This window comes from Trichococcus alkaliphilus, from assembly GCF_003008695.1.
GTDB classification, from domain to species: Bacteria; Bacillota; Bacilli; order Lactobacillales; family Aerococcaceae; genus Trichococcus; species Trichococcus alkaliphilus.
In genome coordinates this window covers 247,086-273,395 of record NZ_PXZT01000001.1, presented here as the reverse complement: position 1 = coordinate 273,395, position 26,310 = coordinate 247,086, and the positions used below count along the sequence as shown (strand labels likewise).

At 46.1% G+C, this 26,310-nt stretch carries 23 protein-coding genes; 22 read left to right on the top strand and 1 reads right to left on the bottom strand.

All coding sequences use genetic code 11. The features are described 5' to 3' along the window. Positions 1-2 precede the first annotated feature (2 nt). The 20 genes from C7R73_RS01210 (at position 3) to holA (ending at position 22,938) form a co-directional block, all read left to right on the top strand. The gene (locus C7R73_RS01210) at positions 3-980 is read left to right on the top strand and encodes an alpha-ketoacid dehydrogenase subunit beta (protein ID WP_106448753.1); all 978 of its coding nucleotides are present in this window, start codon (positions 3-5) and stop codon (positions 978-980) included. Between the two features lie 106 nt (positions 981-1,086). Continuing rightward, positions 1,087-2,745 carry a 2-oxo acid dehydrogenase subunit E2 gene (locus C7R73_RS01205; protein WP_106448752.1) on the top strand — a complete coding sequence of 553 codons (1,659 nt, stop codon included), beginning with the start codon at positions 1,087-1,089 and terminating at the stop codon, positions 2,743-2,745. Positions 2,746-2,754: 9 nt separating this feature from the next. After that, entirely contained in the window at positions 2,755-4,161 is a 1,407-nt protein-coding gene (lpdA, locus tag C7R73_RS01200; protein ID WP_106448751.1) for a dihydrolipoyl dehydrogenase, read from the top strand. 102 nt (positions 4,162-4,263) lie between these two features. Next, on the top strand, positions 4,264-4,542 hold the full coding sequence (locus C7R73_RS01195; protein WP_106448750.1) for a UPF0223 family protein: 279 nt from the start codon (positions 4,264-4,266) through the stop codon (positions 4,540-4,542). Between the two features lie 48 nt (positions 4,543-4,590). Next, complete coding sequence (locus C7R73_RS01190) at positions 4,591-5,364, top strand: inositol monophosphatase family protein (RefSeq protein ID WP_106448749.1); 774 nt, start codon at positions 4,591-4,593, stop codon at positions 5,362-5,364. 468 nt (positions 5,365-5,832) lie between these two features. Beyond that, positions 5,833-8,544, top strand: a complete 2,712-nt coding sequence (gene acnA, locus C7R73_RS01185) for an aconitate hydratase AcnA (RefSeq protein ID WP_106448748.1) — start codon at positions 5,833-5,835, stop codon at positions 8,542-8,544. Between the two features lie 53 nt (positions 8,545-8,597). Then, positions 8,598-9,746, top strand: a complete 1,149-nt coding sequence (locus C7R73_RS01180) for a citrate synthase (RefSeq protein WP_106448747.1) — start codon at positions 8,598-8,600, stop codon at positions 9,744-9,746. Beyond that, complete coding sequence (gene icd / locus C7R73_RS01175) at positions 9,743-11,017, top strand: NADP-dependent isocitrate dehydrogenase (protein WP_106448746.1); 1,275 nt, start codon at positions 9,743-9,745, stop codon at positions 11,015-11,017. The genes C7R73_RS01180 and icd overlap by 4 nt, the downstream gene beginning before the upstream one ends. Before the next feature lie 367 nt (positions 11,018-11,384). Beyond that, on the top strand, positions 11,385-13,223 hold the full coding sequence (gene typA / locus C7R73_RS01170; protein ID WP_106448745.1) for a translational GTPase TypA: 1,839 nt from the start codon (positions 11,385-11,387) through the stop codon (positions 13,221-13,223). Positions 13,224-13,440: 217 nt separating this feature from the next. After that, entirely contained in the window at positions 13,441-13,740 is a 300-nt protein-coding gene (locus tag C7R73_RS01165; RefSeq protein ID WP_086628219.1) for an Fpa/YlaN family protein, read from the top strand. Between the two features lie 8 nt (positions 13,741-13,748). Next, complete coding sequence (ftsW, locus tag C7R73_RS01160; protein ID WP_106448744.1) at positions 13,749-14,918, top strand: putative lipid II flippase FtsW; 1,170 nt, start codon at positions 13,749-13,751, stop codon at positions 14,916-14,918. Between the two features lie 183 nt (positions 14,919-15,101). Further along, positions 15,102-16,145 carry a CAP-associated domain-containing protein gene (locus C7R73_RS01155; RefSeq protein WP_161525839.1) on the top strand — a complete coding sequence of 348 codons (1,044 nt, stop codon included), beginning with the start codon at positions 15,102-15,104 and terminating at the stop codon, positions 16,143-16,145. Positions 16,146-16,221: 76 nt separating this feature from the next. Beyond that, complete coding sequence (locus C7R73_RS01150) at positions 16,222-16,665, top strand: YlbF/YmcA family competence regulator (RefSeq protein WP_106448742.1); 444 nt, start codon at positions 16,222-16,224, stop codon at positions 16,663-16,665. 4 nt (positions 16,666-16,669) lie between these two features. Beyond that, entirely contained in the window at positions 16,670-16,990 is a 321-nt protein-coding gene (locus tag C7R73_RS01145; RefSeq protein WP_106448741.1) for a YlbG family protein, read from the top strand. Between the two features lie 43 nt (positions 16,991-17,033). Then, a complete protein-coding gene (gene rsmD, locus C7R73_RS01140) occupies positions 17,034-17,600 on the top strand; it encodes a 16S rRNA (guanine(966)-N(2))-methyltransferase RsmD (protein WP_106448740.1) in 567 nt (188 codons plus the stop codon). 4 nt (positions 17,601-17,604) lie between these two features. Then, the gene (gene coaD, locus C7R73_RS01135) at positions 17,605-18,120 is read left to right on the top strand and encodes a pantetheine-phosphate adenylyltransferase (protein WP_106448739.1); all 516 of its coding nucleotides are present in this window, start codon (positions 17,605-17,607) and stop codon (positions 18,118-18,120) included. Positions 18,121-18,278: 158 nt separating this feature from the next. After that, entirely contained in the window at positions 18,279-18,974 is a 696-nt protein-coding gene (locus C7R73_RS01130; RefSeq protein ID WP_161525838.1) for a helix-hairpin-helix domain-containing protein, read from the top strand. Positions 18,975-19,034: 60 nt separating this feature from the next. Beyond that, on the top strand, positions 19,035-19,544 hold the full coding sequence (locus tag C7R73_RS01125) for a ComE operon protein 2 (RefSeq protein WP_106448737.1): 510 nt from the start codon (positions 19,035-19,037) through the stop codon (positions 19,542-19,544). Between the two features lie 137 nt (positions 19,545-19,681). Beyond that, positions 19,682-21,880 carry a DNA internalization-related competence protein ComEC/Rec2 gene (locus C7R73_RS01120; protein WP_161525837.1) on the top strand — a complete coding sequence of 733 codons (2,199 nt, stop codon included), beginning with the start codon at positions 19,682-19,684 and terminating at the stop codon, positions 21,878-21,880. 23 nt (positions 21,881-21,903) lie between these two features. Next, positions 21,904-22,938 (top strand): DNA polymerase III subunit delta, encoded by a 1,035-nt coding sequence (holA, locus tag C7R73_RS01115; RefSeq protein WP_106448824.1) that lies wholly within the window; start codon positions 21,904-21,906, stop codon positions 22,936-22,938. A gap of 303 nt (positions 22,939-23,241) precedes the next feature. Here the strand turns inward: holA and rpsT are convergent, their stop codons facing one another. After that, complete coding sequence (rpsT, locus tag C7R73_RS01110) at positions 23,242-23,496, bottom strand: 30S ribosomal protein S20 (RefSeq protein WP_106448735.1); 255 nt, start codon at positions 23,494-23,496, stop codon at positions 23,242-23,244. A gap of 261 nt (positions 23,497-23,757) precedes the next feature. Here rpsT and uvrB point away from each other — a divergent pair, with 261 nt between their 5' ends. Beyond that, the gene (uvrB, locus tag C7R73_RS01105; RefSeq protein WP_106448734.1) at positions 23,758-25,749 is read left to right on the top strand and encodes an excinuclease ABC subunit UvrB; all 1,992 of its coding nucleotides are present in this window, start codon (positions 23,758-23,760) and stop codon (positions 25,747-25,749) included. 138 nt (positions 25,750-25,887) lie between these two features. Next, positions 25,888-26,157: a 30S ribosomal protein S15 gene (rpsO, locus tag C7R73_RS01100; RefSeq protein ID WP_086628176.1), complete on the top strand. Its 270-nt coding sequence runs from the start codon at positions 25,888-25,890 to the stop codon at positions 26,155-26,157. The last annotated feature ends 153 nt before the right edge of the window (positions 26,158-26,310 follow it).

Here is a 26,310-nt window from a genome sequence, read left to right as displayed (position 1 = left end):
TCATGGCACAATTAACTATGATCCAAGCCATCACTGATGCGCTTGCAATTGAACTTGCAAACGATCCAAACGTTTTGATCTTCGGAGAAGACGTTGGTAAAAACGGCGGTGTATTCCGTGCGACACAAGGACTTCAAGAGAAATTCGGCGAAGACCGCGTGTTTGATACTCCTTTAGCTGAATCCGGTATCGGTGGTTTGGCATTCGGTTTGGCGTTGGAAGGTTTCCGTCCCGTTGCGGAAATCCAATTCTTCGGTTTTGTATTTGAAGTAATGGATACTGTTGTAGCGCAAGCTGCACGTACACGTTACCGCATGGCAGGCACGCGTAATCTGCCAATCGTTTTCCGCTCTCCTTTCGGTGGCGGTGTGCATACACCTGAATTGCACTCGGATAACTTGGAAGGCTTGATGGCTCAATCACCAGGTTTGAAAGTGGTTATCCCTTCGAACCCATACGATGCAAAAGGTTTGCTGATTTCAGCTATCCGTGATAACGATCCCGTTGTCTTCTTGGAGCACATGAAATTGTACCGTTCATTCCGTGATGAAGTTCCTGAAGAAGCGTACACTGTTCCTATCGGCAAAGCTGCCATTACAAAAGAAGGATCTGACGTGTCCGTCATCACTTATGGCGCAATGGTCCGCGAAGCTATCAAAGCTGCAGAAACACTTGAAAAAGAAGGCATTTCGGTTGAAGTAATCGATTTGCGTACGGTTGCTCCACTTGATGTCGAAACGATCATTGCCTCTGTACAAAAAACAGGCCGTGTCGTAGTAGTCCAAGAAGCACAGCGTCAAGCTGGTGTGGGCGCAATGGTCATGTCCGAAATTTCTGAACGTGCAGTGTTATCGTTAGATGCTCCTATCGGACGTGTAGCTGCTCCGGATACTGTCTTCCCGTTCGGTCAAGCAGAAAACATTTGGTTACCGAATGCTACTGATATCGAGAACAAAGTTAGAGAAACTTATCATTTCTAAAAGCTGAAAGCTTGAACAAATACAATTCCATATCCCAGAGAATTGTATTTGTTCGCTTTTGTGCGTCGGAAATCCAAAAATAGACAAATGAAGGGAAGTTAAGAAAATGTCTTTTAAATTTAAGTTGCCTGCTCTAGGCGAAGGTATCATGGAAGGTGAAATCGTTTCTTGGTCAATCAAAGAAGGCGACACCATCAATGAAGATGACACATTATTAGAAGTACAAAATGATAAATCAGTCGAAGAAATCCCGTCCCCAGTAACCGGGAAAGTCTTGAAGATCGTTGCGCCAGTAGGCACGGTTGCAGTCATCGGTGATGTATTGGTGGAAATCGATGCTCCGGGTTATGAAAATGAAGGCTCTGAAGCTCCTGCACCGGCAACAGCTTCAGCGGCATCAACGCCAGCAGCACCAGCACCAGCAGCTTCAACAGGAGGACTGTTCCAATTCAAATTGCCTGCTTTAGGCGAGGGCATTATGGAAGGCGAAATCGTTTCTTGGCCTATCAAAGAAGGCGATATGATCAATGAAGACGATACATTGGTTGAAGTGCAGAACGACAAATCTGTTGAAGAGATTCCATCTCCTGTAACAGGTAGAGTAGTCCGCATTGTAACGCCAGTAGGCACAGTAGCAGTCATTGGCGATGTATTGGTGGAAATCGATGCACCAGGCCAAAACGGCCCGGCTGCAGCAGCACCAGCACCAAAAACAGCCGCAGCACCTGCAGCAGCTTCAAATGCACCTGCGTCATCAGGCGTGGTTGCAGCAGCAGCAAATCCTGACAAACAAGTTTTGGCTATGCCATCCGTCCGTCAATACGCACGCGAAAAAGGCATCGATATCACTGCAGTTGCACCGACAGGAAAAGGCGGACGTGTACTGAAGGAAGATATCGATAACTTCAGCGGAGTGGCTCCAGTGGCAGCAAAAGCTGTGACTCCAGCAGTCCAAGCTCAAGCTTCGGCACAAGCTGCAGTCCAAGCAGCTCCAGTAGCAGCAGCGGCTCAAACAGCACAAGTTGCAGCACCAGCTCAACCATTTTCTTCAAATATGGGCGAAGCGGAAACACGCCAAAAAATGTCTCCAACAAGAAAAGCGATTGCGAAAGCAATGGTCAACAGCAAGCATACAGCTCCTCACGTAACCTTGTTTGATGAAGTAGAAGTGTCCAAATTATGGGATCACCGTAAGAAATTCAAAGATGTTGCTGCAGCACAAGGAACAAAACTTACTTTCTTGCCGTATGTCGTTAAGGCATTGGCAGCGACTGTACGCGACTTCCCTATCTTGAATGCATCCATCGACGATGCAGCCCAAGAAATCGTGTTGAAGAACTACATCAACATCGGTATCGCTACAGACACCGATAACGGTCTCTACGTACCGAACGTTAAAAATGCTGATTCTAAAGGCATGTTCAAAATTGCCGATGAAATCAACAACATGGCTGCACAAGCCCATGACGGCAAACTGGCAGCTGCGGATATGAGAAACGGCTCTGTAACTATCAGCAACATCGGTTCTGTTGGCGGCGGATTCTTCACGCCAGTCATCAACTACCCTGAAGTGGCCATCCTAGGTGTTGGAACGATCGCTCAACAAGCTATCGTCAATGCAGAAGGCGAATTGGCAGTCGGTCGCGTTATGAAACTTTCATTGAGTTTCGACCACCGTATCGTTGACGGCGCAACTGCTCAAAAAGCAATGAACAACATTAAGAGATTATTGGCTGATCCAGAATTATTATTGATGGAAGGGTGAGAATAGACAATGGTAGTAGGCGATTTCGCAGTTGAATTAGATACAGTTGTTGTTGGAGCGGGACCTGGTGGCTATGTAGCTGCCATCCGCGCTGCACAATTAGGACAAAAAGTAGCAATCATCGAAAGAGAATGGATCGGAGGCGTTTGTTTGAACGTCGGTTGTATCCCTTCAAAAGCATTGATTTCTGCTGGTCATCATTATCAAGAAGCTTTGGATTCCTCGGTTTTCGGTATCACGACTGAAAATGTGAAACTGGACTTCTCGAAAACACAAGAATGGAAAGACAACAAAGTCGTCAAAACATTGACGTCTGGTGTTGAGTACCTATTGAAGAAAAACAAAGTTGAAATTATCCGTGGGAATGCATTCTTCAATGATGGAGAAACATTGCGTGTCTTCACTGAAGATGCAGCACAAACGTATACTTTCAAAAATGCAATCATCGCTACTGGTAGCCGTCCGATCGAAATCAAAGGTTTCAAATTTGGCGGACGCGTTATCGATTCCACTGGCGGATTGAATTTGACTGAAGTTCCTAAGAAATTAGTCATCGTCGGTGGCGGTGTCATCGGTACTGAACTGGGCGGAGCATACGCTAACCTAGGCTCTGAAGTGACTATTCTTGAAGGTTCTCCACAAATTTTGCCGACATTCGAAAAAGATATGGTTAAATTCGTTGAAAAATCATTCCAAGAAAAAGGTGTTACAGTCGTCACGAAAGCAATGGCTAAAGAAGCCATCGACAACGGAGACAGCGTAACCGTCAAATATGAAGCAAACGGTAAAGAAGAAGTTATCGAAGCTGACTACGTAATGGTTACTGTCGGTCGCCGTCCGAATACAGATGACTTGGGTCTTGAAGTAGTCGGAGTTGAAATGACTGACCGTGGTTTGGTTAAGGTCGATAATCAAGGCCGTACAAATGTAAAACACATTTTTGCGATCGGTGATATCGTTCCGGGTGCTGCTTTGGCTCATAAAGCCAGCTATGAAGCTAAAATTGCGGCTGAAGCGATTGCCGGACATCCTTCTGCAGTTGATTACCGTGCTATGCCAGGGGTTGCCTTTACGGATCCTGAATTAGCTACGATTGGCTTCACTGCTGCTGAAGCAAAAGACAAAGGTCTGGATGTAAAAGCATCCAAATTCCCACTGTCAGGTAACGGACGCGCATTGTCACTGAACCAGACAGAAGGCTTTGTCCGTTTGGTTACGACAAAAGAAGATAACGTTCTGGTCGGTGCGCAAGTTGCCGGTGTGAACGCCAGCGAAGTCATCGCTGAGCTTGGATTGGCGATTGAAGCTGGAATGAACGCAGAAGATATCGCGTTGACGATCCACGGTCATCCATCATTATCCGAAACAATCATGGACGCAGCCGAATTGGCTTTGGGCATGCCGATCCACATTTAATTCCAAAATTGTCACAAGTAGAGAGAATCCGGGTCCGGATTCTCTTTATTTTTTTTGTCATGTATAATATAGTAGAAACAGGAATCAGATGGAGGGAATAAGATGCAACATTACGACTATCCGTTCGAAGTGGAGTGGTCCAAAGAGGAGATCGTCAAAGTCATCTCTTTATGGAATGCTGTCGAACGTGCTTATGAAACTGGGATCAGCAAAGAAGACTTTATGCAAGCATACCGTGAATTTAAGACGGTGCTGCCTTCAGTCGGTCAGGAAAAGAAATACGGCAATCAGTTCGAGAAAGAATCTGGTTATTCTTTGTACAAAGTGCTGCAAGAAATAAAGAAAAGCGAAAAGAATAAAATCTTTCTAGGGGAGCGTTAAATGACTGGATAAGTCGCAGATAGAGGAGCGGCAGAAGGGAGGCGCCGGATGGATCAGATCGATAGAAGACACAGCCTGATCAAGGCTTGGCTGCATGAAGCTGCAGACTTGCTGCGGGAATCGTTCAACAAGGAACTTGAAATTAAGGAAAAGACATCGCGAACTGATCTGGTTACAAACATGGATCGGGAAATCGAGGTGTTCCTGTATGAAAAAATCACTGCGCATTTCCCCGATGAGCGGATTTTGGGAGAAGAAAGCGTAGGACATGATATACAGGATCTGGATGGAATTGTCTGGATTATCGATCCGATTGATGGCACCCTCAATTTCATCAAGCAGAGAGCGAATTTTGCCATCATGATCGGTATCTATGAAGATGGTGTCGGTCATTTGGGATATATTTATGATGTCGTAAGGGACGAGCTTTATTTTGCGGTTCGCGGCAACGGGGCGTATTGCAATGATCGGAGGCTGCCGATGGCGGAGGAGCTGCCTTTATCGGAAGGGTTGGTCGCAATCAGCAACCGATTGGTGGTCGCAGATGCAGATGAAGCACGCAGAATCGCAAAAAACAGCAGTGGGTTGCGCGTGAACGGCTCCGCCGGGTTGGAAACGGCCTGGGTTGCTTCCGGCAAATTGATAGCTTATATCGCTCCTTCCTTGGCCCCATGGGACATCGCTGCCGGGTTGGTCATAGCCGAAGAGGTGGGCTTGGTCTATAGACAAGTTACGGGAGAAAAAATAAACCTGCTGCAGTATAATGCGGTGATTGTCGCCAACAGATGTGCTTTCCAGGAAATCCGGAACGAATGGCAATGAGTGTTGGAACCTCATTAAGATTAAAATAAAGTGGACAAGATACAGAATGATGTATTTTGTTCACTTTTTTTTGGTTCACGAATGATGTCAGGATTCATGACATCAAAAGGCATGGTTTAAACGATTTTATTCACTTGTGTTGAAAAATGAAATTACTTTTCTCAGAAAGAGAATTAGATTAAAAATAGTAAATGTGAGAAAAAATCAAAAAATGATAAATAAATGAGTATATAAGAGCCTTTTTAATGAAGGTTCATGAGGGCGAATCTCATTTTAGGAGTGATCGGAAGCAACTCTCTCATTTTTTCTAATGAAAAACCTTACAAACTCATGTAAGGTTTTTCCGATTGTTCGCGCGTCCTTGCGGTATTTTTTTTATTTAAAACATTTACATTTGATTAAATTATGGTTATAATTTTCGTATTAAGTGAGTTGAATGTGAAACAGATGATAAATGGGGGTTATACAATGTCAGAATTTAATCAAAATGCCATAGCTTCTTTTAGTTTAAATGGTCATCAGTATGAGTACTATAAATTAAAAACATTAGAAAACAATGAAAAAATAAAAATCGCTAAAATGCCTTACTCGATCCGAGTTCTGCTCGAGTCATTGTTACGTCAAGTGGGAGAAAGCGGCATCAAGGAAGAACATGTTGTCACTTTATCTAACTGGAGTGCAACTGAAACGAACGAGGGCGAAATACCTTTCAAACCTTCCCGCGTTATCCTGCAAGATTTCACAGGAGTGCCGGCAGTCGTTGACTTGGCTTCCTTGAGAAAAACAGTCCATGATTTAGGCGGAGATCCAGCAATCATCAATCCGGAAGTGCCTGTCGATCTGGTCATTGATCACTCCGTACAAGTAGATAACTTCGGATCTCCGCAAGCATTGTTGGCTAACATGCGGATGGAATTCTTACGCAATCAGGAACGTTACCAATTTTTGAGCTGGGCGCAAAAAGCGTTCGACAACTATCGCGCTGTACCGCCTGCTACTGGTATCGTCCACCAAGTCAATATTGAATATTTGGCATCAGTCGTCACAGAAAAAGCAATCGATGAAAACAGAAGCTTAGTTTTCCCTGACACTTTGGTGGGAACGGATTCCCATACGACGATGGCGAATGCGCTTGGCGTATTGGGCTGGGGAGTCGGCGGAATCGAAGCGGAAGCCAGCATGCTTGGCGAGCCTTCCTTCTTCCCTGTTCCTGAAGTCGTAGGTGTGCGCTTCATCAATTCATTGCAGGAAGCAGCTACCGCAACCGACTTGGCATTGAAAGTCACCCAGAAATTGCGTGAAATGAAAGTAGTCGGAAAATTTGTTGAATTCTTCGGTCCTGGATTATCTTCCATGACGTTGGCGGATCGTGCGACTATCGCCAACATGGCGCCTGAATATGGTGCGACCTGCGGCTTCTTCCCGGTTGACGATGAAGTGCTTAACTACTTGACGTTGACAGGCAGAGATGAAAAACATGTTTCTATAGTAGAAGAATACGTTAAGGCAAACGATCTTTACTACCGTGTGGAAGATCCGGAACCGGAATATACCACAGTCGTTGAAATCGACTTGAGCACAATCGAGGCTAATGTTGCAGGACCGAAACGTCCTCAAGACTTGGTGCCGGTATCGAAATTGAAAGAAGATTTCCAAAGATCCTTGGTTGCGCCGAAAGGCAATGCCGGATTTGGATTATCCGAAGATGAAACAGAAAAAGTAGTTTCGCTGATCCTCGATGGAGAAGAAGTGAAGATGAAAACAGGAGACATTGCGATCGCGGCCATCACCAGCTGCACGAACACATCGAATCCATACGTAATGTTGAGCGCCGGATTATTGGCGAAACGAGCTGTAGAGTTGGGACTGAACGTTCCGAAATACGTCAAGACTTCGTTGGCACCCGGATCAAAAGTAGTCACTGCTTATTTGGATAATGCCGGATTACTGCCTTATTTGGAAGAACTGGGCTTCAATACTGTCGGATACGGCTGTACGACCTGCATCGGAAATTCAGGACCGCTTTTGCCTGAAGTGGAAGAAGCAATCAAAAACAACGACTTATTGGTTTCAAGCGCATTGAGCGGAAACCGTAACTTTGAAGGACGGATCCACGCATTGGTCAAAGCCAACTACTTGGCATCGCCGCCATTGGTAGTCGCTTATGCGTTGGCAGGTACGATGAACATCGATCTGAAAACTGAGCCGATCGGTAACGGCAAAGACGGTCAACCTGTCTACTTAGCGGATCTGTGGCCGGAAAGACACGCTGTCGAAGCGATGATCCGTGATTTTGTGACACCTGAGATATTCAAAGAGGAATATCTGCATGTGTTTGATGACAATGCTGAATGGAATGCGATCGAAACGAATGATGACGCTTTGTACCAGTGGGAAGAGGGATCGACTTACATCGCAAATCCGCCATTCTTCGAGAATTTATCGCCTGAACCGAAACCAATCGTATCTTTGAACGGGCTATCGGTATTGGGTAAATTCGGTGACTCGGTTACGACCGATCACATTTCCCCTGCAGGAAGCATCGACATCAGCACACCAGCTGGACAATATCTGTCTTCTAAAGGCGTGGGCGTCCGTGATTTCAACTCATACGGCGCAAGACGCGGAAATCATGAAGTGATGATGCGCGGTACGTTGGCGAATATGCGTATCCGCAATCAACTGGTATCCGGCAAAGACGGCGGCTTCACGATTTACTGGCCGACCGGCGAAGAGATGAGTATCTTTGATGCATCAGAAAAATACCGTCAAAACGGAACCGGATTAGTGATTTTTGCAGGTGACGATTATGGGATGGGTTCATCCCGAGATTGGGCTGCCAAAGGTGTCAAACTACTTGGGGTCGAAGCAGTCATCGCCAAGAGCTATGAAAGAATCCACCGTTCGAATCTTGTGATGATGGGCGTATTGCCTTTGCAATACCAAACAGGCCAAGATGCAGAAAGTTTGGGACTGGACGGATCGGAAAAAATCACGATTGATTTGAACGATAGTGTCGGCATCCATGCAGAAATTCCGGTGACGGCAGTCAAATCGGATGGCCAAGAAATCAAATTCACGACCATTGCCCGTTTTGATTCTGAAGTGGATATGACTTACTACCGTAACGGAGGCATCCTGCCGATGGTGATCCGTAAAAAAATGGGGCTTGCTTATTAAGCAGCAAGCCATCCAATTTGCTGAAGAGAGGTTTTTGAGAGGAGAGAAAAATCATGGAAGTACATAAAGGATTAGCAGACGTTGTCGTATCAGAAACCTCCCTAAGCGCAATTGTTGAGGGACAATTATCCTATTCAGGATATAATATCGACGAATTAGTGGAAAAAGATGCATCGTTTGAGGAAATCATCTTTTTGTTGTGGAATTCAAGAATGCCTAGCCGGGAAGAATTTGCGCAGTTGAAGCAAGATCTTCACACGCATATGGCCTTATCTGAAAGTGTCATTGCTTGCCTGAAAATTCAGTGCCGCCAGAATCTGCACCCGATGAGTGTATTGCGCACGACAGTCTCATTATTGGGCGTATTCGATCCGTATGCGGAAGATATGGACGAACGTTCTGTCTATATACAAGCAATCTCGATACAAGCAAAAATTCCGACGATTGTAGCCGCATTCGCCCGATTACGCAAAGGTTTGGATCCGATCGCGCCACGCGAGGACCTATCGTTCGGAGCCAATTTCCTGTATATGTTGACAGGAGAAGAGGCGAATCCGGATTTGGTCAGAGCGTATAATCATTGTTTGGTACTCCATGCCGATCACGATCTTAACGCATCAACCTTCACCGCACGCGTTGCAGCTTCTACGCTGACTGATGTCTATTCTTGTATCACAGGTGCTATCGGAGCTCTGAAGGGCCCCTTGCACGGTGGCGCAAATGAGCGCGTATTCGATATGCTCTCCGAAATTGCTGAATCAGACACAAGAGATGTTCCAGGCTACTTGAAATCAAAATTGGACAATAAAGAAAAAATCATGGGATTCGGTCACCGTGTCTACAAAACGGAAGATCCCCGCAAGAAACATTTGAAACGCATGGCTAAGGAATTGACCCAGGAATTCGGAAAAGAAGATTTATATGATCTTTCCTGCGAAGTAGAGGACTATCTATTGAAGGAAAAAGGCTTGATTCCGAATGTGGATTTCTACTCTGCAACTGTTTATCACTGCTTCGGGATCGAACATGACCTCTTCACGTTATTGTTTTCAATGAGCCGTGTTTCCGGGTGGTTAGGGCATGTTTTTGAGCAAAAGCGTGAAGCTACCTTGATCCGTCCGCGTTCAAAATACGTGGGAGCCGTTAACCTGACTTACATCCCTTTGTCCGAAAAAGAAACTATTGGAGGTACTGCACAATGACAGTTGGCGAAAAAATTGTTATGAACGAAACAGGTTTGCACACACCAGATTTCCCGATCATCCCTTTCATCGAAGGGGATGGCATCGGCCCAGAAATTTGGCAAGCATCCAAAAAAGTATTTGAAGCCGCAGTTGAAAAAGCCTACGGCGATTCCCGTAAAATCGTCTGGAAAGAAGTGCTTGCAGGAGGGAAGGCTTTTGATTTGACTGGTTCCTGGTTACCTGACGAGACCATGGACGTCATCCGTGAGCATTTAGTGGCCATCAAAGGGCCACTGACGACACCAATCGGCGGAGGCATCCGTTCCTTGAATGTCGCTTTGCGCCAGACATTGGACTTGTTCGTCTGCCTTCGCCCTGTCCGTTATTTCGAAGGCGTGCCGACACCACTGAAAGAACCTGAAAAAACCGATATGGTCATCTTCCGCGAAAATACCGAAGATTGCTACGCAGGGATCGAGTTCGAAGCGCAAAGCGAAGAGGCGAAACGAATCATCGAGATTCTGCAGACCCAATTCGGCGTAGACAAAATCCGCTTCCCTGAGACATCAGCAATCGGCGTCAAGCCGGTTTCGATCGAAGGATCGGAACGCTTGATTCGCAGCGCCATCCAGTATGCATTGGCAAATGGACGCACTTCCGTGACGTTGGTCCATAAAGGCAACATCATGAAATTCACAGAGGGCGGCTTCAAAAAATGGGGCTATGCTTTAGCCGAACGGGAATTTGGCGACAAAGTCTTCACTTGGGCCCAATACGATGCCGTAAAAGCTGCAGACGGCAGAGCGGCAGCGGATAAAGCTTATGAAGAAGCTGTTGCGGCAGGCAAGTTGATCATCAAGGACCGGATCGCTGACATCTTCCTGCAGGAGATTTTGATGAACCCTGAGAACTATGACGTCATCGCCACATTGAACCTGAACGGCGACTATATTTCTGATGCGTTAGCTGCCCAAGTGGGCGGAATCGGGATTGCGCCGGGGGCTAACATCAATGAGGACACTGGGCATGCCATTTTCGAAGCAACACACGGTACAGCACCGGAATACGCCGGTTTGGATGAATTGAACCCTTCGTCGGTGTTGTTGTCTGGCGCCATGATGTTTGATTACCTCGGCTGGAACGAAGTCAGTGCCTTGATTACCCGTGGTATCGAAAAGACGATTGCCAACAAAACGGTAACACGCGATTTCTATTATCTGATGAAGGACGAAGCTGCCCAAAAAGTCAGCTGCTCTGGATTTGCGGAACTGGTCATCAAAAACATGTAGGACCCAATAAAAAAAAGAGGCATAATCATTCTGGATTATGTCTCTTTTTGCGGATAAATCCATAAAGAAGGCAGGGCCCTGAATCCGTGCTGGCCAGGGGCATCCAAGGCGGAGTGTCATCCGAAAGAAAAACTTTTTCAAGAAAGCCGTTACATTGAACTTTTTTCTTTCCAAATGGTTCAGGAGGTGATAGACTGGACAAGTTGATAGTTGTCTTCATGAGTTTTCAGCGGGTTTTCACCTATTCCGCAAACGAAAACTGATGGGAAGTTCAAATTCAGAATTGTGATCGACTATATAATGGCAGTAGCAGTTGGCATATCAAACAGCAGTGAAAAACAAGTAAAATTTTGGAGGAAAACAACAAATGGAATTTAGAAAAGATATTCGTAATGTTGCAATCATCGCCCACGTTGACCATGGTAAAACAACATTAGTAGATGAATTGTTGAAACAATCGGATACATTGAACGCTAGAACTGAGCTTATGGAACGTGCAATGGACTCCAACGATCTTGAAAAAGAACGCGGAATCACGATCTTGGCGAAAAATACAGCTGTACAATACAAAGGTACGCGCATCAACATCATGGATACACCAGGCCACGCGGATTTCGGTGGAGAAGTTGAACGTATCATGCGTATGGTTGATGGTGTAGTGCTTGTTGTCGATGCTTACGAAGGTACGATGCCGCAAACGCGTTTCGTATTGAAAAAAGCTTTGGAGCAAAAACTGATTCCTATCGTCGTAGTAAACAAAATCGACAAACCGACTGCCAGACCAGCTGAAGTTGTTGATGAAGTTCTGGAATTATTCATCGAATTGGGCGCTGATGACGAACAATTGGAATTCCCGGTTGTCTATGCTTCTGCAATGCATGGTACTTCAAGCATGTCAGATGATCCAACTGAACAAGAAGATACAATGGATAACGTTTTTGATGCAATCATCGAACACATTCCAGCTCCAATCGACAACTCTGCTGAACCATTGCAATTCCAAGTAGCTTTACTTGACTACAGTGACTTTGTTGGCCGTATCGGTATCGGACGCGTATTCCGTGGCACAATCAAAGTTGGGGACCAAGTATCCTTACTTAAATTGGATGGCACATCCAAGAATTTCCGTGTATCAAAACTGTTCGGCTACTTTGGTTTGGACCGTATCGAAATCGAAGAAGCAAAAGCGGGCGATTTGATTGCCATTTCCGGTATGGAAGATATCTTTGTTGGTGAAACAGTGACTCCAGTTGATCACCGTGAAGCTTTGCCGGTTCTGCATATCGACGAGCCTACATTGCAAATGACTTTCCTAACAAACAACTCTCCTTTCGCAGGACGTGAAGGTAAATGGGTCACTTCCCGTAAAATCGAAGAGCGTTTGATGAAACAATTGCACACTGACGTATCTTTGCGTGTTGATCCTACCGACTCTCCTGATGCTTGGATCGTTTCCGGACGTGGCGAATTGCATTTGTCCATCCTGATCGAAAACATGCGTCGCGAAGGCTACGAATTGCAAGTATCCCGTCCAGAAGTTATCATCAGAGAAGTTGATGGCGTAAGATGCGAGCCGTTTGAACGTGTTCAGATCGACACCCCTGAAGAATATATGGGTTCCGTAATCGAAACGATCAGCCAACGCAAAGCTGAAATGCAAGATATGCAAAACAGCGGCAATGGTCAAGTCCGTATCATCTTCCTTGTTCCATCACGTGGACTGATCGGTTACTCTACTGAATTCTTATCCATCACACGCGGTTATGGCATCATGGCTCATACGTTCGAAGCGTACTTGCCAGAATTGCCAGGCAAAATCGGCGGACGCAGCAAAGGCGCGCTTGTCTCTACTGAAACAGGCAAAACAACAACTTACGGCATCATGGGCGTAGAGGACCGTGGAACGATCTTCATCGAACCTGGTGTGGAAATCTACGAAGGTATGATTGTCGGCGAAAATGCCCGCGACACCGACATCGCTGTTAACATCACAAGAGCGAAACAAATGACGAATATCCGTTCTGCAAATAAAGATTCTACAAACGTAATCAAACGTCCACGCACATTGACGTTGGAAGAATCGCTTGAATTTATGGGAGAAGATGAATATTGCGAAGTGACGCCTGAAAGTGTACGTCTGCGTAAACAAATCTTAGACAAAAATGAGCGCGAAAAATCTGCTAAACGCAAGAAAAAAGCAGAATAATCCGAAAGCAAGTTCTGGAAAAGGGTCCTTGGCAATCATTGCCTCGGGCCTTTTTCTCTTCATTACTCTGGAATCCGCTGGGGGATGAATGGCGGTAGGCGTCGGCCTCTTTGTTTGGTATAATGGACTGGAAAGACCATACAATTTTTGTATCAACCGCAAGGAATGCGGAGTAATTCAAGATAGAATGAAGTAACTTTTGAGGGGAGGAATTAAAATGGATAGCATCAACAAAACGACTGCTTTGGAAATCTTGATGCAGGATGCTGAAAAGATCTACAAATTAATCAATAGCCAAAAAGAACACCTCTGCTTTGCGAACTGTCCAGCCTTTGAGGATGTGGTGGATACGCAAATGTACGGATTCTCCCGTGAAGTCGAGTATGCTGTGAAATTGGGAATCATCTCGAAAGAAGAGGGACACAAGATATTGAGTGATTTGGAGGCTTCCTTGAACGCCATGTACACGAACTATTTTGATCAATCGAAAAACGATTCCGCCGACAAAGGGGTTTAGTTGTCTATATGATTAAAAATGCAATCAAGAAAAAGTTCTCCTATATGGATTGGCGTCTTCTGATCCCATACATCATCCTGTCGGGTTTCGGGATACTGATGGTCTACAGTTCCAGCAGTTACCGCGCCATGACGGATTACAATAATTCGGAACACTTCTTTTACAGGCAAATGTTATTCGCCGTCCTGGGTCTGTTCGGTGCGCTGTTCGTTTCATTTCTCTCAAAACGTCTGTTCAAAAATGAAAAGCTGCTGATGTTGGTTTTGTATATTCTTTTCGGTATCTTGGCTTACCTTTTGCTTTGGCCGGGTACGGCAACGAAAGGGGCGCGCGGCTGGATCTACTTTGGAACAATCGGATTCCAACCCGCCGAGTTCATGAAATTGAACCTGATCCTTTACTTGTCCTGGTTCATTTCCAAACACCAGTCCCGCATCAATGATGTTTTTTACGATACGATGAAGAAACCGCTCCTGATTACGGCTGCAGCAGTGATAATGGTCTTCTTGCAGCCCGATCTCGGCGGGGCTGCCATCATTGCTTTCATCTGCCTTGTGCTGTTCCTTCACAGTGGAGTCAAGGTCAAATATGGGGTAATGGTTTTTGGTGCAATCGGAGCGATCTATGGTCTGATCATCGTCGTGGTGAAAACATTCGGAAGCAGCATCCCATTCTTCCAGTCTTATCAGATGGAAAGAATCACATCGTTCATCGATCCGTTTGCTGACATACAGGATTCCGGGTACCAAGTGGTGAATTCGTACTACGCTTTAAGCAGGGGCGGCCTTTTCGGTGTAGGCATCGGTGAAAGCATCCAGAAGTCTGGTTATCTGCCGGAACCCCACACCGATTTCATCTTGTCCATCGTTGGGGAAGAATTGGGTCTGATGGGGGTTGCATTCGTTTTGGTGCTGTTTTTCTATATGGTCTATCGTATTTTTAAGGATGCGATCAAAATCAAAGATCCGTTTGCCCAACTGGTCTGTATCGGAATCGGCACTATGTTCCTGGTTCAGGGAGTCATCAATGTTGGGGGTGCGACCGGAATGATGCCATTGACCGGAGTCACCTTTCCGTTCGTCAGCTACGGAGGATCCAGTTTGTTGGTATCCGCCGTTTCCATCGGACTGGTCAACAATATGTACATCAACGATCAGATTTCCAAACAACCAAAATAAGCAGGAAAAAGAGCCGGGAATCCGGCTCTTTTTTTGAATGGGTACCTCGATTCCGCAACCAGCGGATGCCTCGGAGCATCAGCTGCCGGAAAGCTTTTCGTATCGAACAAAAATAGAGTATAATAGGATTTATCGTGGTATTCTATGCCATCTTACGTTCAGAAATCACAAGGAGGGATAGGGATGAAATTTTCCATCAAAGTATTATCACTTTTCATTTTGTTCACTTTCATAGCCTATGCGCTCCCTCTCTATGTGGACAATGGGGAACGAACCACGCCGCCTGCAAGCATCGTGAGGAACGAGCAAGCATCCATTGATGAAAATGAAGGGTATCCTTTGCCGGTTACGGGCTATGAATCCTATATCGGTCAGCCCATTGCCGCCTACACGGCTAGGCACGGGGAGCCGATTCGCGTCGGCAAAGCCTACGGAGACAGTGAGTGGTGGGTATTCGGGACAAATGCTGCGGACTATATCCAAATAGGCGTCAAGGATGATATCATCCTTTCCCTGTATATTTTGGGGAACAAAATCGAAACGGGCATGTACACAATCGGCATGACGCAGGAGAATGTACTCGATGAGGGTTACCTGGCACGTAATTTCCAGCTTACGGTCGGCGATACGCCGTATGAACTGGCATTGTCCAAAAAACAACAAAAATTGACGCCGTTGATTCAGTTCGAGAATGACAGCTTTGTGATTTTGCTGTTTGATGACGTGACAGAAACGGTTTATGGGATGTACTTCCTTTCGAATGAGGCGCTGCTGGATTTGGAATATTATTCCGTCGTCTCAGACGAATCCTATGAAGTCGGACGTGCCGACTGGGAACGAAGCGTCGCTGCGGATGAGGAAAATGTTCTGCAAATCAAAAGCATGTTGGGCGTACTGCGGGAACGCAGGGGTTTGGCGATGTTCCAGGAATCCGAAGAGTTGCTTTCGGCTGCGGGCGAACTTATGCCGAGTGAGGCAGGAGTCAACGATTTTACGGCAGCCTTCACTTTATCGGATCAGCGCATCGCGAAGAAATTAGCGGAAGTTTCCCCGGATACGCGGACGGCCTTTGTTTTTGATGACGAAGGCTACAGTGTTCCTGCGCTTTTCCTGAAGTTGCTGCAAGTGGATAACGTGATCTTTGCTGACTATCTGACGCACTACGCCGTCGCGGCCAACGAGCATTACCAATTGATCCTTTTGAGCGAACAGCCGATAGGTCCATAAAAAACGGTTGAGTCGCCCGTCGTTTCAAGCTATACTACAAAGTAGACATCATCAACACACGAGGCAGGGGAATAAGATGATCATCAATGAAGCGTACTTTGCGTTGGAAGACCAAACATTCCGGCTTGTGGAAGCAATCTGCAGCGGAGAAACTATGTCATCTTATAAGGAAGCAAAGCTCCTTCTGGCAAAAAATGAAGAAGCCAACGCTAAGATAAGGGCATTCAATGAAGCGAAAGAGGCATACGAGCGGGTCGAGGCCTACCCTGATTTTGCACCGGATTATGCGGAAATCAAACAACGCGTTTACCAGGCGAAGCGGATCATGGACTTGGATGAATCCGTCTATCGCTTTCGGACAGCGGAACGTGAATTACAAGTGCTTTTGGACAAGGTTTCCGAGCGCTTGGCGCATGCCATTTCACCGAATATATTGGTTTCTGCAGGGGACCCATTTTTTCAATCAGGGGATTCAAACATGCCTGCAGCTTGTCAGATACATATTTCCAGTAGGGGGTAAACATATGAGCTTAGAAGTGACCAAAAGGCAGGGCATCGTCGTCTGGGTCTATACCTTGAGACAGATCAAAAATTTGAAGAGATACGGTTATATTCATTATGTTTCCAACAGAATGAAGTATGTCTTATTGTACGTCGACCAAGAAGAGGCACAGGCTACGGCAGAAAAATTGAACAGTCTGCATTTTGTCAGGAAAGTGGAATTGTCGCATCGTCCTGAAATCGACATGACCCTGAAGAATGCTCTTCCTGACAGGAAAGATCGCAGTAATCCTGAATCGGAATACAACGTGTCCGCTTTTGAAACGAAGACTTATTCTTTTTAGAATACATTCTGAAATAAAAAAATTTATTTGTAGGTGAGGACAGATGCGAGTTATCGCAGGAGAATACAAAGGGCGCAGATTGACAAGCGTTCCTGGCAGCAATACACGACCAACAACGGATAAAGTCAAGGAGTCCTTGTTCAATATCATCGGTCCGTTCTTTGATGGCGGAATCAGTCTGGATATGTTTGCAGGCAGCGGCGGCTTATCGATCGAAGCGGTTTCCCGCGGGATCGACAGAGCGGTGTTGTTCGAAAAAAACCGAAAAGCGCTTGATACGATCAAGGAAAACATCGCGGTCACGAAGGAAGCGGAGAAATTCACTATTTATGCAGGGGATGCGCGAAAAAATCTGCGCGTCTTCGCCTCGGAAAATCCGAACACGCAATTTTCTTTGGTCTTTCTTGATCCGCCTTATGCTGAAGAAAAGACAGTGGCTGACATCACTGAAATGATTGCCTTACAGCTGGTCAACGAGGAAACCGTATTTGTCTGTGAAATGGCAAAGGAGAACACGTTGCCTGAACAGATCGGCCCATACGGAAAATGGAAGCGTGCCGTTTATGGGACTATCGCTATCGAAATGTTCGACTACTATCAGGAAGGTTGATTCCATGAAAAAAACAGCGCTATTTGCGGGGAGTTTTGACCCTTTGACGAACGGGCATATCGATACGATTTCTCGTGCCGCTATTGTTTTCGACGAAATCGTTGTTGCAGTGTCGACCAACACATCCAAGCAATCTTTATTTGACGGTGACCAGAGAATTCAGTTGGTTGCCGAAGCTTTACGTGACTTTCCACAGATCCGTGTCATCCGACATACCGGTGGGCTTACGATCGAAATGGCAAGGGATGTTGGTGCCTGCGCGCTTTTGCGCGGGGTCCGAAACGTAAAGGACTTCGAGTATGAACACAGCATTGCCTCGATGAACAAGCTGCAGGCCCCGGATCTGGAGACGGTGATCCTGTTGTCTTCGGAAAACTATCGTTATCTCAGTTCCAGTCTGATCAAGGAAGTCGCGATGTTCGGCGGGGATGTATCCACCTTGGTGCCGGCCAACATCAACGCCGCTATCGTTCAGAAATTCAAGGACAGCGCGTTGAAGGGTAAAAAAATATCGGAATGAATCGAGCATTTGCATAAGGTTGGGAGAGGGGCCATTGGTTCTTTTCCCGACCTTTTTATTTTATTGATTTTGATGACCAGGTGGATATTTTTTTGGACAGCTGAATGTTTCTGTGCCTTTTCGCGTATGTTGTCAATGGATGCGAAAGGAGGGCTAGATTGGATGCTATTCGGGAATGGCTTGATTGCCATAAACAGGAAGTGATCAGATTTGCTGTTTTGTTTATGTTTCTCGCCGTATGTTTCTTTGGCTTGGGCAGATTGATATACGGCAATACGGCAGAAACCGGCACAGGGGAGCTGCAGTTGGATGAAACCTATCTGGCGGCAAGCTCTGCTGAGTCAAATCAGTCGCCAGAGCAGCCGGAAGAGTCGGAGCCGGTCCAGGAAATCATCATCGTCGACATCAAAGGTGCCGTAAAAAATCCGGGTGTATACAAAGCTGAGGCTGATATGCGCGTCATTGACGTAATTGATTTGGCGGGTGGTTTGAGTGAAGCGGCTGATGCCGACACAGTGAATCTGTCCCAGCGCGTGACGGATCAGATGGTGATCTATATCCCTGCAATCGGGGAAGAAGCGGAGCGGCCGATTGCGGCGGTGCCGGAAAATCCGCTGGCCGAACAAGAGAACGGAAATGGGGTGTCTGGGACCGAAAAAGTGGATATCAATACGGCAGATGCGGTATTGCTGCAGACATTGAATGGCATTGGTGAAAAAAAAGCTGCGCTCATCATCGCGTACCGCGAGGAGAACGGCTCTTTCCAGACGATCGAGGAAATAATGGAAGTTTCAGGAATCAGTGAAAAAACCTTCGAGGGGTTTGAAAATCTAATCACGGTCGGAGCAAAATAAAATTGAATCAAGGGAGCGGCTCTTGTATACTTAATTTTATATATGGATGGAGGTTACTGCATGGAAAGAATTCCTTGGAATCAATATTTTATGGCACAAAGCGTGCTGCTCTCGCTGAGGAGCACTTGCAAACGCTTGGAGGTTGGTGCCACAATCGTCAGAGACAAACGCATCATAGCCGGAGGATACAACGGAAGTGTTTCCGGCGATGTCCACTGCATCGATGAGGGCTGCTATGTTGTGAATGGGCACTGTGTCCGCACCATCCATGCGGAAATGAATGCGATCCTGCAGTGCGCCAAATTCGGCGCCCAGACCCAGGATGCGGAAATATATGTGACGCATTTTCCTTGCCTGCAATGCACGAAAATGATTTTGCAGGCCGGAATCAAGAAAATCTACTATTTGGAAGACTATCATAATGACTCCTACGCTGTCCATCTTTTGGATGCAATGGACATTCCGTATGAACAAGTCCCTCTCGATCCGGATTATTTTTCTCAATTACTGAAACGAAAAGAACAATCAGATGATGGCTCTGCTGCTTGTTGCGGTCATCATGACGACTGACCATTAAAGGCTATCTGCTTTTGCCTGCCTTGCTCGTCTTCCCGATAACCATTATTGGGTTTGACGGAACCAACGTTTTTGCATGGATACTGCTAGTTGCCATTTTTGCGCGCCTTTTCTTTATGCGAGCCAAGGTTTTGAACATCATTGCTGCCGCGGTAGTGACCGCAAGTTTTTTTAGCTTGCTGGTCCACCATTGGTCAAGTGCATCTGCGTTCTCTGCTCAGGAAGCAGAATCGATCAGAACAGCTACGCTGCAGTTGAATCCGAACGACATACGGATCAACGGCGATTTGTTGACAGGGGAAGCCCTGCTGCAATCGGAAGGCAAGGAAGAAACAGTTTATTTCTATTACACGATCGAAACTGAAGAAGAGAAGGTCAACTGGGAACAACAGCGATTTCCCCAGCGGGTCTTTGCCACAGTCCAGCTGGAGGAGCCGGAAGCTGAGCGGAATCTGTACCAATTTGATTTTGAAGATTATCTGAATGCGAAAAGCATCCATTGGGTCGTCACGATCGAAGCGCTGCAGCTCCGGAGCGAGGGTCGTTCTTTCTGGTCCTGGCCCAGCTACATCAGGAGATCCATCATTTTGATGTTGGAAAAGTTGCCTGCTGTCCAGACGACCGACTACATTCAAACCATGTTATTCAATCAGTCGCATGCTATCGCGGGGGATACTTTGGATGCCTATCGTGGGATCGGTTTATTGCATCTTTTTTCCATCTCCGGAATGCATATCCAGCTGTTGCTGTCCCAGATGCGCTTTATCCTGCTGCGGATGAAAGTCAGCCATGAGACCACGGATAAGCTGTTGGTTGTGTGTTTGATCGCTTATGGTGTGTTGACTGGGTGGGGAATTGGTGTCTTCCGGGCTATCTGTACGCATTTTATCCTTTTGATGGGGAAAATCACCGGCCATCGGGTTGAAGCGAAAGATGCCTTCGCGCTTACGGTGATGATCGCTGTTTTTTACAATCCGCTACTGATCTATTCAGCAAGTTTCCAATTGAGCTATCTTTTGGCGGGGGTATTGTATTTTGTTGCTCCAGTCAGTGCGGAATGGAGAATGAATGGGTTATTGAAGGATATCTGCTTGACGGCCCTGATGACATTGGCATCCTTTCCTGTCGTCGCCTATCATTTTTTTGAAGTCTCGTGGCTCGGGATCTTTGTGAATGTGATCTTTTCGTTCTTTTTTTCTTGGTTGCTTTTTCCGCTGTTTTGGTTGTTGTTCTTTGCAGTACTTTTTTTTCCGGAAACCCCGTTGCTGGGTTTGCTTTGCGCCGTGTCCGATAAGTTGCTCACCTTGCTGGAAAACTTCGCTGGAGCAGCCGCGGATTTGGATTTTGCGTCATTGGTTACAGGAAGACCGCCCGCCTTTTATTTTGCGCTGGTCTGGATCGCCTTGATTCTGATCTTGCTGAGTGTTGAAAAGAAACAAAGGGATATCCGGGTGCTCTGTTTCCTGATGGCTGCTGTCGGTTTGTTTTCCTTCGCCCATCAGCTCGAGCCTTCCGGGAAAGTCGTCATGCTTGATGTGGGGCAGGGGGATGCCATTCTGATCATAACGCGCTTTCATCGTCGGGCCGTGCTGATAGACACGGGAGGAATGCTGACTTTTGAAAAAGAAGGCTGGCAAGTCCGGGAAACAGCGACTACAGCCGGAGAAAAGCTTGTGTCGATCATAAAAGCCGAAGGAGTGAAAAAATTGGACAGGGTCTTTCTGACGCATGCCGATCAGGATCATGTCGGTTCGTTGCGGGAACTCGCCGAAGGTTTGCCGATCGATGCGGTTTATTTCCCAAAAGGAGCGGAAGGGAATGCGGCGTTCGCCGCAGTGCTCCTTGAACTGCAAAGTCAACACCAAGTGGGTCTATTCCCTTTATTGGGCAAGGTTGATCTAGAGATTGATGCTGATTATGTTTTTCATATTCTGGCACCTTTAGCGCCGGGCGAAGGCGGAAATGAGGATTCATTGGTCATCCAAACAAGCATAGGCGGTTTGGATTGGCTGTTCACGGGCGATCTTGGAGAAGAAGGGGAAGATTTGCTGATGCGTACTTATCCTGATTTGAAGACCGATATCCTGAAAATAGGCCACCACGGGAGCGCAACATCCAGTTCGGAAAGCTTCTTGGATCATGTCCAACCTGAATTGGCCTTGATATCCGCTGGGAAACAGAACCGGTATGGTCATCCGGATGCGGAAATACTGGAACGGCTGGAATTGCGGAATGTACCTATATTTCGTACGGATCTACAGGGCGCTGTCCATTTCCTGTACGGTTCAGGGGAAACAGAATGGCGAACCATTTTGGAGAACAAAAAATAAAAATGATGAATGGTGGTCCAAACGTGAATTATACAACGGAGATGTCCAAAATAAAAAAAGGTCAGCTTCAACCGGTCTATTTATTTTTGGGCAAAGAAGATTTTTTTATAGAAGAAGCGAAGCAGCTGTTGCTGCGCACGGTGGTTGACGAAGCCGACAAGGATTTGAATGTCGGCATATTCAATATGGATGGGACGTTGTTGGATCGGGCTCTTGAAGATGCGGAGTCGCTGCCTTTTTTTGGGGAAAGGCGTTTGGTCATCATCGAAAACCCGCTATTTTTGACGGCCGAAAAGCCTAAAAATGGGCTGGAGCATGATCTTGGTTGGCTGGAGGGTTATCTGGAGAACCCGTCGCCCTCAACAATTCTGGCTATTTTTGCGCCTTACGAAAAATTGGACAGCAGAAAAAAAATATCGAAACTCCTGGCTAAGAAGGCCGTCACTGTGGATGTTTCTCCTTTAGCGGAAAAAGAAGCCCGCAAATTTTTGGGGGATATGATAAAAAATGAAGGCTATCAGATGGACCGCGACGCACTAGAGCTATTTTACGAGCGGATCGAAAATCAACTGTCGCGGGGAATGAGGGAGCTGCCTAAGCTGTTTCTCGCCGGATCTGAAGACAAGAAACTCACGACACAGATGGTGATCGACTTGATTCCGCGAAATTTGGAACAAAATATTTTTGAATTGGTGACGCAGGTTCTGAACAAGAACACGTATCTGGCCATCCAAATTTATCGGGATCTGTTGCTCCAAAAAGAGGAACCGATCAAAATAAACGCTATCCTTTTAGGGCAATTCCGGCTGTTGCTGCAAGTGAAGCTGCTCTCAAAAAATGGGTATCAACAAACCGACATCACCAAAGTATTGAAGATCCATCCTTATCGTGTGAAACTTGCTTTCCAACAAGTGAGGAACCTTTCCGAAAAGGTCTTGGCTGATGCTTTTCAGGGATTGGTCGAGACGGAATACAACATGAAGACAGGTCAAGGGCTGAAGGAAATACAATTTGAGTTGTTTCTGATCCGTTACGCAAACGCAATGCCCAAACAATAAAATCAAAGGAGAAAAGCGGAACGGGTTCGGTCAGCCCTGAAAGAAATTTAGGAAATCGTGCCGACTGAGCATCGTAGAGCGCAATAGGTACGATTTATCTAATTTCAGAAGGGCTAACCCGTGAAGCTGGACATCATTTTGTATGCGTGAAATAAGTTGCAAATCAGTTTAACACCTACGGTGATACGCTTCTTAGTTTGATAAGTTATACAAATTACTTTACATACGAAAAAGGCCGAAGACGGACCAGTTGGACTGGTCTGTCTTCGGCCTTACGTTTTGAAGTCTCTTAAATCAAAAAAATTATTTTGCTAATTTTTTAGTTAAACGAGAAATGTCGCGAGACGCTTTGTTTTGATGAATTAAGTTTTTAGAAGCTGCTGAATCGATAGATTTAACTGCTGCCTTCAATAATTCTTCGCTATTTTCAGCGCCTTCTGCTACTGCAGCTTCAAATTTCTTGATAGTTGAACGCATAGCACTCTTTTGAGCGTTGTTTTGTAGGTTAGCTTTTTCGCTAGTGCGAACACGTTTGATTGCTGAATCGATATTTGGCATTGGGTTCACCCCTCTTTCCTTATTTCTATAACTATTAGGCTGTTTTGCCAACATGCCATATTATACATAATTTTTGAGGGTTGTGCAATAAAAAATGCAAGAGATTCCCTTTTTAATCCCAACGACCCTGAATTTCGAGTCACATATTTTAAAATTCTTGGGTAAAAATCACGCCAGGGATGCCAAAATCTCCAAAGTGTACGAAAGTATGTTTGGGTGGTAAAATAGTTGTAACAGTAAGTGAAGAGGTGAATTGTCCATATGAAAGATCATTTTGAATTAGTTTCCCCGTACCAGCCCAGCGGTGATCAGCCGGAAGCCATCAAAGAGCTCGTCGATGGGTTGAATCTGGGCAGACGGGCGCAAACATTGTTGGGCGCGACTGGGACCGGTAAGACTTTTACGGTAGCGAACGTCATCCAGGCAGTAAACAAGCCGACGCTCGTCATTGCACACAACAAAACGTTGGCTGGGCAATTGTATGGCGAGTTGAAGGAATTTTTCCCGAACAACGCCGTCGAATATTTTGTGAGTTACTATGATTATTATCAACCCGAAGCGTATGTTCCCTCCAGCGACACTTATATAGAGAAAGAATCCAGCGTAAACGATGAAATCGACAAACTGCGTCATTCCGCAACCAGTTCCTTGCTGGAAAGGCGTGACGTTATTGTTGTGGCTTCCGTATCCTGCATCTATGGTCTGGTGAATCCCTTGGACTATAAAGAGCATACCTTATCGTTGCGGCAAGGGATGGAGATGGAACGGAATGAACTACTGCGCAGGCTGGTGGAAATGCAGTTTGAACGCAATGATATCGATTTTCGGCGTGGCTCGTTCCGTGTGCGCGGAGATGTGGTCGAAATTTTTCTGGCATCACGCGATAACGAGGCCATCCGTGTCGAATTTTTTGGGGATGAGATCGATCGGATCCGGGAAGTCGATGTGCTGACCGGAGAAATCAAGAACGACGTCGAACATTTTCCTATTTTCCCGGCCACTCACTTCGTGGCAAATGAAGAAAAGACCTTGCATGCAGTCGACATGATCCGGGCAGAACTGAAGGATCGCCTGAAGGTGCTGCGTGAAGAAAACAAACTGCTGGAGGCCCAACGCTTGGAACAGCGCACCAACTATGACATGGAAATGTTGATGGAAATGGGCTACTGCAACGGAATCGAAAACTATTCCAGACATATGGATGGACGCGCTCCTGGAGAGCCGCCATACACACTCCTTGATTTTTTTCCGGATGATTATTTGACAGTCATCGACGAGTCGCACATCACGATGTCGCAAATACGCGGCATGTACAACGGGGACCGTTCTCGGAAAGAACAGCTGGTGGCGTATGGCTTCCGTCTGCCGAGCACCTTGGATAATCGCCCGTTGATGTTGAAGGAATTCGAGGAACGGGTCAACCAGATTCTTTATATTTCAGCGACACCGGGCCCTTACGAATATGAACAAAGCCCTTATGTTGCCCAACAGATCATCCGTCCGACCGGCTTGTTGGATCCGATTGTGGAAGTTCGCCCGATCAAAGGCCAGATTGATGATCTGATCAGTGAAATCAATTTGCGTGTCGAACGCAATGAACGGGTATTCATCACTACATTGACGAAGAAGATGTCGGAAGACTTGACGGATTATCTGAAGGAAGTCGGCATCAAAGTCAATTATCTGCACAGCGAAATCAAAACGATGGAGCGGGCGGAAATCATCCGCAATCTTCGATTGGGAGAATTTGATGTATTGATCGGCATCAATCTATTGCGGGAAGGGTTGGATGTTCCCGAGGTTTCGCTTGTCGCCATCTTGGATGCCGACAAAGAAGGCTTCCTGCGGAGCGAGCGCTCGCTTGTCCAGACGATCGGAAGAGCAGCCCGCAATGAGAACGGGAAAGTCATCATGTATGCGGACCGCATAACGGATTCCATGGAGCGGGCCATATTTGAAACGAACAGGCGCCGTGCGACGCAGGAAGCCTACAACATTAAGCATGGCATCACACCGACTACAATCATCAAAGAAGTCCGTGACCGCATCAGCATCTCGCATACACCTGAAGATACAGACGGGGACGTCAGCATTTTGAGCGTCTATAAGGCGATGACGATGGAACAACGCCGCGAAGCGCTCGATCAACTGGATAGGGAAATGAGGGAAGCCGCCAAAGCCCTCAATTTCGAAAAAGCGGCAGAAATCCGTGACATGGTATTGGAGCTGAAAGCCGAATACAAAGGTTTATAAAAAAGTGATTTTTACTTGCAATCGGTAAGGAATTAGGATAAACTGTTCCATGTATTATATATACGACCTTCAACTTGGTTAAACGAATCACCAACGTTTTACTCAGTTAAAGGTAACTTTATGAAAGAGGTGAAAAAAATGGCAATTTCAAAAGAACTTAAAAATGAAATCATCAAAGAATACGCTATTCACGAAGGAGATACTGGATCCCCTGAAGTGCAAATCGCAGTTCTTACGTATGAAATCAACCACTTGAACGAGCACGCACGCGTTCACAAAAAAGACCACCATTCTTACCGTGGTTTAATGAAAAAAGTTGGACACCGTCGTAACTTGTTGGCTTACTTGCGTAACAAAGACGTTCCCCGCTACCGTGAACTAATCCAAAAATTAGGCTTACGTCGTTAATTTCGTGGCTAAGATATATTAAGCGAGATTCCACTGTGAATCTCGCTTATTTTTTGGGATTTTTTGGACAATGAGTGCAAAAATGCTGGGCAATCAGCTATAATGGAATGAGGCTCCCGCTCTACAGACCGCTACTATACAAATGTGAGCTTA

Bases quoted from the DNA above. Each gene is read 5' to 3' on its own strand.
- acnA (WP_106448748.1), top strand. From the start codon at position 5,833: ATGTCAGAATTTAATCAAAATGCCATAGCTTCTTTTAGTTTAAATGGT.
- lpdA (WP_106448751.1), top strand. From the start codon at position 2,755: ATGGTAGTAGGCGATTTCGCAGTTGAATTAGATACAGTTGTTGTTGGA.
- C7R73_RS01145 (WP_106448741.1), top strand. From the start codon at position 16,670: ATGAGCTTAGAAGTGACCAAAAGGCAGGGCATCGTCGTCTGGGTCTAT.
- C7R73_RS01190 (WP_106448749.1), top strand. From the start codon at position 4,591: ATGGATCAGATCGATAGAAGACACAGCCTGATCAAGGCTTGGCTGCAT.
- icd (WP_106448746.1), top strand. From the start codon at position 9,743: ATGACAGTTGGCGAAAAAATTGTTATGAACGAAACAGGTTTGCACACA.
- typA (WP_106448745.1), top strand. From the start codon at position 11,385: ATGGAATTTAGAAAAGATATTCGTAATGTTGCAATCATCGCCCACGTT.
- C7R73_RS01155 (WP_161525839.1), top strand. From the start codon at position 15,102: ATGAAATTTTCCATCAAAGTATTATCACTTTTCATTTTGTTCACTTTC.
- C7R73_RS01205 (WP_106448752.1), top strand. From the start codon at position 1,087: ATGTCTTTTAAATTTAAGTTGCCTGCTCTAGGCGAAGGTATCATGGAA.
- C7R73_RS01165 (WP_086628219.1), top strand. From the start codon at position 13,441: ATGGATAGCATCAACAAAACGACTGCTTTGGAAATCTTGATGCAGGAT.
- rpsO (WP_086628176.1), top strand. From the start codon at position 25,888: ATGGCAATTTCAAAAGAACTTAAAAATGAAATCATCAAAGAATACGCT.
- C7R73_RS01180 (WP_106448747.1), top strand. From the start codon at position 8,598: ATGGAAGTACATAAAGGATTAGCAGACGTTGTCGTATCAGAAACCTCC.
- C7R73_RS01150 (WP_106448742.1), top strand. From the start codon at position 16,222: ATGATCATCAATGAAGCGTACTTTGCGTTGGAAGACCAAACATTCCGG.
- rsmD (WP_106448740.1), top strand. From the start codon at position 17,034: ATGCGAGTTATCGCAGGAGAATACAAAGGGCGCAGATTGACAAGCGTT.
- rpsT (WP_106448735.1), bottom strand. From the start codon at position 23,496: ATGCCAAATATCGATTCAGCAATCAAACGTGTTCGCACTAGCGAAAAA.
- ftsW (WP_106448744.1), top strand. From the start codon at position 13,749: ATGATTAAAAATGCAATCAAGAAAAAGTTCTCCTATATGGATTGGCGT.
- coaD (WP_106448739.1), top strand. From the start codon at position 17,605: ATGAAAAAAACAGCGCTATTTGCGGGGAGTTTTGACCCTTTGACGAAC.
- C7R73_RS01125 (WP_106448737.1), top strand. From the start codon at position 19,035: ATGGAAAGAATTCCTTGGAATCAATATTTTATGGCACAAAGCGTGCTG.
- C7R73_RS01210 (WP_106448753.1), top strand. From the start codon at position 3: ATGGCACAATTAACTATGATCCAAGCCATCACTGATGCGCTTGCAATT.
- uvrB (WP_106448734.1), top strand. From the start codon at position 23,758: ATGAAAGATCATTTTGAATTAGTTTCCCCGTACCAGCCCAGCGGTGAT.
- C7R73_RS01195 (WP_106448750.1), top strand. From the start codon at position 4,264: ATGCAACATTACGACTATCCGTTCGAAGTGGAGTGGTCCAAAGAGGAG.